Here is a 9,278-nt window from a genome sequence, read left to right as displayed (position 1 = left end):
TCAGACATGATAATTATGAATGGATAACATTTGATGAAGGAAGAACCCCTTCTTCTGTTATCTGATAAGAAACTTGTTAACTGAGTAGTCATTCTTGACTGCATCATTATTATACTAGGAGGAATGAAACGTGGCAGAGCCCTTGATTGAATTAAAGGAAATCTACAAAGTATACCAGATGGGTGAGGAAGAGGTGCGTGCAAATGATGGTATCACCATGACCATCTTTCGCGGAGAATTTGTTGCCATTGTGGGAAAGTCGGGAAGCGGAAAGTCCACTTTGATGAACATCATCGGCGCACTGGACGTACCAAGCGATGGTCAATATCTGCTGGGTGGAGAAGATGTGGGCAGTATGTCAGATAATCAGCTTGCACATATCAGAAATAAAATGATTGGTTTTATTTTTCAGCAGTATAATCTGCTTCCCAGGTTAAATCTTCTGGAAAATGTGGAATTGCCGCTGCTCTACGCGGGAGCCGGCACCGAAGAACGGAAAGAGCGTGCCATGGCCTCCTTAGAACGGGTGGGTCTGGCGGAGAAATGGAAAAATCTCCCCAACCAGCTGTCTGGCGGCCAGCAGCAGCGTGTTTCCATAGCCAGAGCACTGGCCGGCAGTCCATCCCTGATTCTTGCAGATGAGCCTACCGGGGCTCTGGATTCAAAAACCAGCCGTGAAGTGCTAAACTTCTTAAAGGAACTAAATGACGAAGGCAATACCATTGTGATGATTACTCATGACAGCACCATTGCTTTAGAGGCACGGCGTGTGATAAGGGTGCATGATGGTAAGATTAATTTTGATGGAGACGTAAATGAATATGCTGCAATCCTTTAAAATGGCTCTGAAAAGTATCTGGGGCAATAAGATGCGTTCCTTTCTTACCATGCTGGGTATTATCATAGGAGTCGCTTCGGTCATCATTCTGGTCAGTCTTGTAAATGGGCAGATGTCTTATATGAAAGACAGCTTCACCAGTATGGGAACGAATCAGATGACAGTTCGTCTGACGAATTTGACAACCAGATATGCAGATGTGGATGAAATGTATCAGTTTTATCATGATAACAGAGATTTATTTTCCCAGATGACACCAAATGTATCCGTTAATGCAACTTTAAAATATGGAACGGAGTCTCTGGATGAAACGACAGTGACCGGAGTCAGTGAAGAATATTTAGATATGAAGGATCAGAACCTGGATGCAGGACGTTTCATTTCTTATTCTGATATTGCTTCCAGACAGAAGGTGTGTGTGGCAGGGTATTATGCAGCCTGGAAATTATATGGCAGTGTGGACAATGCCATTGATAAAACGATTAAAATTAATGGCAGTGCCTACCGGATTGTTGGGGTGATTTCCAGACAGGATGAAGATGAGCTGGAAGAAGGGGGAACAGATGATGTTTTATACCTTCCTTACAGCAGTGCGGCCAAACTGAATAATACAGCGAGAATCAGCAGCTATATCTTTGCAACAGCAGATACCGACTACACGGTAAAGGCCAAAGAATCCCTGGAAACATTTTTGATGACTATTTATAAAGACGACAGTCTGTTCCGTGTCACTGCCATGAGTGAAATGCTGGAATCTTTAGATTCCATGATTGCCATGATGTCTATGGTCCTGGGCGGGATTGCCGGGATATCCCTTCTGGTAGCAGGTGTGGGAGTCATGAATATTATGTTGGTGTCAGTAACCGAGCGGACAAGGGAAATTGGAATCAGAAAGGCTTTGGGAGCAAAGAAAATTCACATCATGCAGCAATTTGTAATTGAAGCGGCGGTCACCAGTTCTCTTGGCGGAGTGGTGGGAATTGTGCTGGGTTCTGCAGCTACAACAATAGTGGGAGCTGCCATAGGAATACCGGCAACTCCCACGCCCGCTGCGGTTATTGTTTCCTTTAGTGTATCAGTGGGTATCGGGCTTATATTCGGATACATGCCCGCCAGCCGTGCGGCTAATTTAAGTCCCATTGATGCACTTCGCAGCGAATAGCAATAGAATATTTTCTTGCAAATCTGTCATAGGAGTGATACTATTTGCATAAGTACCAAAGGAGCAGCTGTGTTCGGGCTGCTCTTTTTCGGGCGTCTTAGAATCTTTGTAACAGGAAGGACTGGATAATGATGAATGTTGCAGATATGCATTGTGATACAATAGCGGAGCTTTATTACAGAAGACAGGAGGGGAAAGACTATTCTATTTTAAAAAATGACTGCCATATCGACCTGGAGAGAATGAAAAAAGGAAATTACTGTCTGCAGAATTTTGCCCTGTTTACAGAACTGACAAAGCATGAAAGACCGTTTGAATACTGTATGAAGCTGCTTGACTTGTTTTACACGGAACTTGAGGCATATGGGGATTTAATTGGAATTGTAAGGACATATGAAGACATTGAAACGAATCGGAAAGAGGGAAGAATGTCTGCCATGTTAACGATTGAAGAGGGCGGTGTTTGTCAGGGAGAAATTGCTTTTCTGCGTAATTTTTACCGTCTGGGGGTCCGCATGATGACTCTTACCTGGAATCATATCAATGAACTCGCTTATCCCAACAGAATCAGAATTGAGAAGGATGAGGCTTTTTTTGAGTCGGAAACAGAACATGGACTGACGGAAACCGGTATTGTTTTTGTAGAAGAAATGGAACGTCTGGGCATGATCATTGATGTATCCCATTTATCTGATGCAGGAATTTATGATGTGTTCCGTCATACGAAAAAACCTTTTGTAGCCAGTCATTCTAATGCCAGATCTGTTGCTTCCAACCCAAGAAATTTAACAGATGAGATGATCCGGCTGCTTGCAGAGCGGGGAGGAGTCACTGGAATTAATTTCTGCGCTGATTTTCTTCACGACTGGAAGAAAGGGGAGCATTCCTTAAGCCGGATTGAGGATATGGTTTCACATATAAAGCATCTAAAGCAGATCGGAGGGATCGGCTGTATTGGTCTTGGTTCGGATTTTGACGGAATCGGTGGAGAACTGGAGATGAAATCCCCGGAAGATCTTCCGCTGTTAGAAGCATGCATGAAAAAAGAGGGCTTTCGCGAGGATGAAATTGAAGCTGTTTTTTACGGCAATGTTCTACGCGTTTATAAGGAAATTTTACAGTAAGATAAAAATTTACATAAATTTTACATTCCTATGTATAATACTTTACATAGATTTGATATGATGCTTACATAACATGATTTATCATGAAATACGGGAGGATGATATGTCAATAACAGATATACAAATGTTATTTAAGTTTATCGGAGGGTTGGGAATGTTCCTTTATGGAATGGATGCCATGGCTGATGGACTGCAAAAATCTGCTGGTCATAAGATGCAGCAGTTACTTGGAGCATTAACCAGCAATCGGCTGATGGGTGTTCTGTTAGGTACAGGAATCACGGCTATTATACAGAGCAGTTCGGCCACTACGGTTATGGTGGTTGGGTTTGTTAATGCGGGAATTATGAATCTTCAGCAGGCAGTCGGTATTATTATGGGTGCCAACATCGGTACAACTGTTACCAGCTGGATCGTTTCCATGAGTGAATGGGGTGAGATGTTAAAGCCTGAATTCTTTGCTCCTGCGTTAGTGGGTGTGGGCGCATTATTCAGCCTGTTCTCAAAAAATGAAAAGAAAAAACAGATTGGAGAGATCCTGGTTGGATTTGGTGTGTTATTTATCGGACTGTCTTTTATGTCGGCTTCGATTACCCCTTACCGTTCTGCTCCCGTTTTTGGACAGGCTTTTTCGGTTCTTGGCAAAAATCCGTTCCTAGGAATTCTTGCCGGACTTGTTGTGACCGGTATTATCCAGAGTTCCTCTGCTTCAGTGGGAATCTTGCAGACTCTTGCATTAAACGGAATTGTAAACTGGCAATCTGCTATTTTTATTACACTCGGCCAGAATATCGGTACCTGTGTAACCGCACTTCTTTCCAGTCTGGGGGCTAACAGGACCGCAAAGCGTGCAGCGGCTATTCATATGATGTTTAATACTGCCGGGGCTTTCATATTTGGCGTTATTATGTTCATTTACTTCAGGATGAATCCGGTTTTGGCCTCATCACGGATCACCAGTGTGGAAATATCCATTTTTCATACCATATTTAATGTTACCAATACCGTTTTACTGTTCCCATTTGCAGGACTGCTGGTAAAGGCATCCGCCTTTTTTGTCAGGAGTAAGGACAAAGAAGAAGTGCCTGATTCCGAAAATGAGATGAAGCGTCACTTAGACGAACGAATTCTGGAGACACCTTCTTTTGCCATAGAAAATGTAAACCATGAAGTGGTTAACATGGGATACGCTGCACTTGAGAATTTTGATGTGGCAGCAGATGCCCTGCTGAGCAGTGATTTATCAGAAATTAAACAGGTTGAAAAACTGGAACAGAAAATTGATCAGTATGAGAAAATACTGACGGATTACTTAATTAAAATTAACAATCAGTCCTTAAACGAAGAACAGCATATTCTGGTTAAAAATCTTTTTTATACAGTCAGTGATTTTGAACGGGTCAGTGATCATTGTGAAAACTTATCGGAGCTGGCAGCGGAGAAAGCAAACCGCAATATTGTCTTTTCCAGGGAAGCGGAAAGTGAAATGAAAGAGATGCTTAAGGCTGTCCGGGCATCTTTGGAACATGCCATTAAAGCCAGACAAACCTCTGATATGTCAGAGGTGCGTGCAGTAGTTCAATGTGAGGAGAATGTAGATGTTCTTGAGGAAGAATTGAGAGAACGCCATATTGAGCGTCTGTCCGCGCAGTCATGTAAACCGGAAAATGGAGTTGTCTTTTTAGATGCATTAAGCAACCTGGAGAGAATTTCTGATCATGCCCATAACATTGCAGGTTATGTAAAAGAAGAAATATAAGAATTTCATTTTTAAGGGACAGAAAGGAGAAGTATGGAACGAATCTATGTAGTGGAAGATGATGATAATATCAGGGATTTAATAAAAATTGCCCTGGAAGGCTTTGGATATGAGGTTTCTTCCTATGAGATGGCAGAGGATGCCTTAAAACATATGGAAACAGATAAACCGGCACTGGCTGTCTTTGACCTGATGCTTCCCGGCATGGATGGAATGTCGGCAATTCGAAAAATCCGAAAAAATGATTTAATAAAGGATATTCCCATTCTTGTCCTGACTGCGAAAGACCGGGAGTTTGATAAGGTGGCCGGTCTTGACGGCGGTGCAGATGACTATATGACAAAGCCATTCGGTGTGATGGAGCTGGCGGCAAGGATCCGCAGTCTTTTACGCCGCAGCAGCAAAAATCAGTCCCCGGACGATGAACTGGAGCAGTATTGTCTGCATTTAAACAAGAAGACCAGAGAAGTTACCTGTGACGGGGTTAAAATTGAGCTTACATTAAAAGAGTTTGACTTACTGCAGTATCTGATGGAGAATCATAATAAGGTTGTTACCAGAGATGAACTGCTTAATCATATCTGGGGATATGATTATGACGGAGAGACCAGAACCCTGGATATGCATATCCGGACATTACGTCAGAAGCTGGGAGAGAATGGCGGTTCCTGTATTAAGACGGTCCGGGGAGTAGGGTATCGTTTGATTAAAACGGAAGTATAATACAAATACTTGCTGCATAATTTGGAGGAACTATGAAACAGGCTATTTTTGTCAAATTTATTCAGATTATCCTGGTGGTGCTGGTGCTCAGCAGCTTCATATTTTATATTGCCTCCAGCAGCGCACTTCTTAAAAATTCAAGAAAAGACATGAAATACACGTTGAAGGCTATGGATGAGGTTCTTGATTATTCCGGAAATTTAGAAAAGGAGATCGGGGATCTGAAACCCACGTTAAGTGAAAACCATAGCCGTTTCACTGTGATCTGTTTAGATGGAACTGTAGTGGCCGATACTGGAGAAGTACCGGTCGCTTCTTTGGATAATCATGCTGGCAGGGAAGAGGTAAAGGAGGCAATGGAGGAAGGGGAAGGAACTTCCAGACGTTATTCCAATACGCTGAAGGAAAGTATGCTTTATGTAGCAATCCGCTCCTCCAAAGCAGACTACATTCTCCGGATGGCGGTTCCATATACCGGAATGAAAGAAAATTTAATGCTTCTGCTTCCGGCTGTGTGGCTGAGCTTTCTTGCAGCAATTATGTATTCCGCATTTTCCGCAGACAGTTTTGCTGAGTCCATTACCCGGCCACTTAAGGAGATATCCCAGGAAATGCTGAAGGTAAATGGGGATTACACCGATCTTTCTTTTGAAACGTATCAATATCCGGAGATTAATATCATAGCGGAAACCACAACTCGGATGTCAAAGAATGTAAAGGAGTATCTAAATCAGATTGAGCGGGAAAAGCAGATCCGTCAGGAATTTTTCAGCAATGCTTCGCATGAGTTAAAAACTCCCATTACTTCGGTACAGGGCTACGCGGAGCTTCTGGAAAGCGGAATCATACAGGATGAAGTCCAGAAGGCGGATTTCATAAAACGAATTAAAAAAGAGGCAGGAAATATGAATAATCTGATCAATGATATTCTTATGATATCCCGTCTTGAAACCAAGGAAGCAGAGGTTTTAAAAAGCGATGTACGGCTCTCCATACTGGTGGAAGACATTATCGAATCCCTGGAACCTCTTGCGGCCTCTCATGAAGTTCTGATGCATATGGACTGCAGGCCCGTCTGCATCTACGCCAACGGTCAGCAGATGAAGGAATTAATTGGTAATCTGGTAAGTAATGCTGTAAAATATAATAAACCGGGCGGAGATGTATGGATTACAGTTAAAGAAGAAGACCGTAATGTGATTATCAGGGTAAAGGATAATGGAATGGGAATCCCCAAAGAATCCCTTGGCCGTATATTTGAACGTTTCTACCGGGTTGATAAAGGAAGAAGCAAAAAACAGGGCGGGACAGGTCTTGGACTTTCCATCGTAAAACATATTGTCAACTTTTATCACGGTACCATTACAGTGGAATCAACAATTGATGTAGGAACAGAATTTATGGTTAAGATTCCCATCCAGGGAAAAACACGATAGAAACGCCAGTTAAGGCAGGAGGGGGCAGAATGGGTAAATTTGTTTTAACCTGTTGTTCTACGGCAGATATGAAAAAGGAATTTTTTGTTAACCGGAAAATTCCTTATGTATGTTTTCACTACACAATCGACGGAATTACTTACCCCGATGATTTAGGTGAGAGCATTCCATTTGATGAATTTTATGACCGGATTGCAAAAGGGGCAGCACCTTATACCTCTCAGGTAAATGTAGAGGAATACTGTAATTTTTTTGAGCCGATATTAAAGGAAGGAAAGGATATTCTGCATCTGACCTTATCATCAGGAATTTCCGGTACTTATAATTCCGCCTGCGTGGCGGGAGCTGAGATGCGGCTAAGATACCCGGACAGAAATATTCTGATCCTGGACACTCTTGGAGCCTCTTCCGGCTATGGACTTTTAACAGATGCGGCTGCAGATCTGCGGGATCAGGGAGTCACGCTGGAGGCAGCGGCAGAGTGGGTGATGAATCACAGGCTTTCCGTTCATCACTGGTTCTTCTCAACTGATTTAACCAGTTTTAAGCGGGGAGGAAGAATATCTGCAACCTCCGCCATGCTGGGAACTGTCCTAAATATCTGTCCCCTTATGAATATTGATGATACGGGACATCTGATTCCACGACAGAAAATACGTACAAAAAAAAGAGCCATTCAGGAAATGGTAAAAATGATGGAATTACATGCCCTGAATGGTTCCCGGTATAACGGAAAATGTCTGATCGCTCATTCTGCCTGTGAAGCCGATGCAAAAGAAGTGGCTGCCCTTATAGGGGAACGGTTTCCCATGCTGAAAGAACCGGTAATGATTAACAGCATTGGTTGTGTAATCGGTTCCCATACAGGACCCGGAACGGTAGCATTATTCTTTTTTGGAGACAAAAGAACCGAATAAGTGATTATTTTCCCATAATTTGTGCAATCATACGATTGGGCAGACAAACAATGCTTTCACCCGTCTGTTCAATCGTGCCCTGGTGAATACAGATTTTATCGGGACAGGAAGCATCAGAAACGTGTACTTTACCGTTCTGAATCACAATGCGGTTGGTTCCTCCCTGGTAACCCTTTACTAAGATCTCAGTATCCTGATCTAAATCCAGCGTTTCATAAAGGTTCCCGTCTACCGTGATTTCCAGATACCTGGCAGGCTTTGAAAAAATAAGCCGGTTCACGATGAGCAATAAAAATGATATCACCAAAATTGTAACAATCAGTATGACTTCTTTCTTGTGTTTTTTCAATTCCATATTGAAAGTTCCTTTACTTATTTTCAATCTATGAAGAAACAGAATAGCAAAAATTCTGTTTCATTATAACACATAATCTTGAATCTATCCAAATATAATTAAAATTTTATAAACTGATTGCCGTAGTCCTGTGAGGTATGTTAAAATATAATCAAACTTTATAAAATAGGAGGATATATGAATAAAAGTAACGCGAATGCTAAAAGAAATGGATATATTGGGCTGGGAGCTATGATTGTATTGGCTTGCGCTACTGTTTTTGGTACAGATCCACTTTATAAGGCGATTGACAATAGTATCAGACCGGAGATCTATGTTCCGGGTACCTATACAGGTACTGCGAAAGGCTACGGCGGGATTGTCACCGCAGATGTAACAGTATCAGGTAAAACCATTGATTCCATTACCGTAAATGGAGAAAAGGAAACACTTCTCAATCTGGTATTACCAGGATTGACAGATTCCATTCTTGCAAAGCAGTCAACTCAGGTAGATGCTGTCTCGGGAGCAACTCTCAGCAGCAATGCCATTAAGCAGGCGGTGGATCAGGCTCTTGCCCAGGCAAGGGGTGAGGAAGAGGTAACGGTTCCGGAAAAAAACGGAGAATCAGCAGAGACTCCTTCCGATTTAAAAGAAGGAACTTACACCTATGAATCACCGGAGTTTGATGAGAATGGCTTCAAAGACCAGGTGAGCATGACCGTAAAAGATAACGCGATCACTGCGGTTACCTGGGACTGCATAAAGGAAGATGGAACCAAAAAGAGCCAGCTTTCCATGGAAGGAAAGTATGTGATGACAGAAAACGGTCCCAAGTGGCATGAACAGGCAGAAGCAGTTGTGGGTTATGTGCTGGAGCATCAGTCCCTGGAAGGTCTTGTAAATGAAGAGGGCTATACGGATTCCGTATCCTCCGTCAGCATTAACTTAATGGGATTTGTGAACGGAGTGAAGGACTGTTTAA

General features: G+C 42.6%; 9 protein-coding genes. 8 read left to right on the top strand and 1 reads right to left on the bottom strand.

Going from position 1 to position 9,278, the window contains the following annotated elements; translation table 11 throughout:
• Positions 1 to 178 precede the first annotated feature (178 nt).
• The 7 genes from CRO04_RS25225 (at position 179) to CRO04_RS25195 (ending at position 7,959) form a co-directional block, all read left to right on the top strand.
• Positions 179 to 838: an ABC transporter ATP-binding protein gene (locus CRO04_RS25225; protein ID WP_097006996.1), complete on the top strand. Its 660-nt coding sequence runs from the start codon at positions 179 to 181 to the stop codon at positions 836 to 838.
• On the top strand, positions 822 to 2,000 hold the full coding sequence (locus CRO04_RS25220) for an ABC transporter permease (protein WP_097006997.1): 1,179 nt from the start codon (positions 822 to 824) through the stop codon (positions 1,998 to 2,000). The genes CRO04_RS25225 and CRO04_RS25220 overlap by 17 nt, the downstream gene beginning before the upstream one ends.
• Positions 2,001 to 2,131: 131 nt before the next feature.
• The gene (locus tag CRO04_RS25215) at positions 2,132 to 3,124 is read left to right on the top strand and encodes a dipeptidase (RefSeq protein WP_097006995.1); all 993 of its coding nucleotides are present in this window, start codon (positions 2,132 to 2,134) and stop codon (positions 3,122 to 3,124) included.
• 103 nt (positions 3,125 to 3,227) lie between these two features.
• Positions 3,228 to 4,883 carry a Na/Pi cotransporter family protein gene (locus tag CRO04_RS25210; protein WP_097006994.1) on the top strand — a complete coding sequence of 552 codons (1,656 nt, stop codon included), beginning with the start codon at positions 3,228 to 3,230 and terminating at the stop codon, positions 4,881 to 4,883.
• 33 nt (positions 4,884 to 4,916) lie between these two features.
• Entirely contained in the window at positions 4,917 to 5,606 is a 690-nt protein-coding gene (locus CRO04_RS25205; RefSeq protein ID WP_097006993.1) for a response regulator transcription factor, read from the top strand.
• 32 nt (positions 5,607 to 5,638) lie between these two features.
• Positions 5,639 to 7,042, top strand: coding sequence for a sensor histidine kinase (locus CRO04_RS25200; protein WP_097006992.1), 1,404 nt, complete (start codon positions 5,639 to 5,641; stop codon positions 7,040 to 7,042).
• 29 nt (positions 7,043 to 7,071) lie between these two features.
• Positions 7,072 to 7,959 carry a DegV family protein gene (locus CRO04_RS25195; protein ID WP_097006991.1) on the top strand — a complete coding sequence of 296 codons (888 nt, stop codon included), beginning with the start codon at positions 7,072 to 7,074 and terminating at the stop codon, positions 7,957 to 7,959.
• Positions 7,960 to 7,963: 4 nt separating this feature from the next.
• On the opposite strand, the gene CRO04_RS25190 is transcribed toward CRO04_RS25195, so the two are convergent.
• Positions 7,964 to 8,314, bottom strand: a complete 351-nt coding sequence (locus tag CRO04_RS25190) for a NusG domain II-containing protein (RefSeq protein ID WP_097006990.1) — start codon at positions 8,312 to 8,314, stop codon at positions 7,964 to 7,966.
• A 177-nt stretch (positions 8,315 to 8,491) separates the two neighbouring features.
• On the opposite strand from CRO04_RS25190, the gene CRO04_RS25185 reads away from it, so the two are divergent.
• On the top strand, positions 8,492 to 9,278 hold a 787-nt coding region (locus CRO04_RS25185; RefSeq protein WP_141401046.1), incomplete at its 3' end, for an FMN-binding protein.

Origin of the sequence: Lacrimispora amygdalina (assembly GCF_900205965.1) — a bacterium.
Taxonomy (GTDB): domain Bacteria; phylum Bacillota; class Clostridia; order Lachnospirales; family Lachnospiraceae; genus Lacrimispora; species Lacrimispora amygdalina_A.
This window is presented reverse-complemented; position numbering and strand designations above follow the sequence as displayed.

Bases quoted from the DNA above. Each gene is read 5' to 3' on its own strand.
- CRO04_RS25225 (WP_097006996.1), top strand. From the start codon at position 179: ATGGGTGAGGAAGAGGTGCGTGCAAATGATGGTATCACCATGACCATC.
- CRO04_RS25220 (WP_097006997.1), top strand. From the start codon at position 822: ATGCTGCAATCCTTTAAAATGGCTCTGAAAAGTATCTGGGGCAATAAG.
- CRO04_RS25215 (WP_097006995.1), top strand. From the start codon at position 2,132: ATGAATGTTGCAGATATGCATTGTGATACAATAGCGGAGCTTTATTAC.
- CRO04_RS25210 (WP_097006994.1), top strand. From the start codon at position 3,228: ATGTCAATAACAGATATACAAATGTTATTTAAGTTTATCGGAGGGTTG.
- CRO04_RS25205 (WP_097006993.1), top strand. From the start codon at position 4,917: ATGGAACGAATCTATGTAGTGGAAGATGATGATAATATCAGGGATTTA.
- CRO04_RS25200 (WP_097006992.1), top strand. From the start codon at position 5,639: ATGAAACAGGCTATTTTTGTCAAATTTATTCAGATTATCCTGGTGGTG.
- CRO04_RS25195 (WP_097006991.1), top strand. From the start codon at position 7,072: ATGGGTAAATTTGTTTTAACCTGTTGTTCTACGGCAGATATGAAAAAG.
- CRO04_RS25190 (WP_097006990.1), bottom strand. From the start codon at position 8,314: ATGGAATTGAAAAAACACAAGAAAGAAGTCATACTGATTGTTACAATT.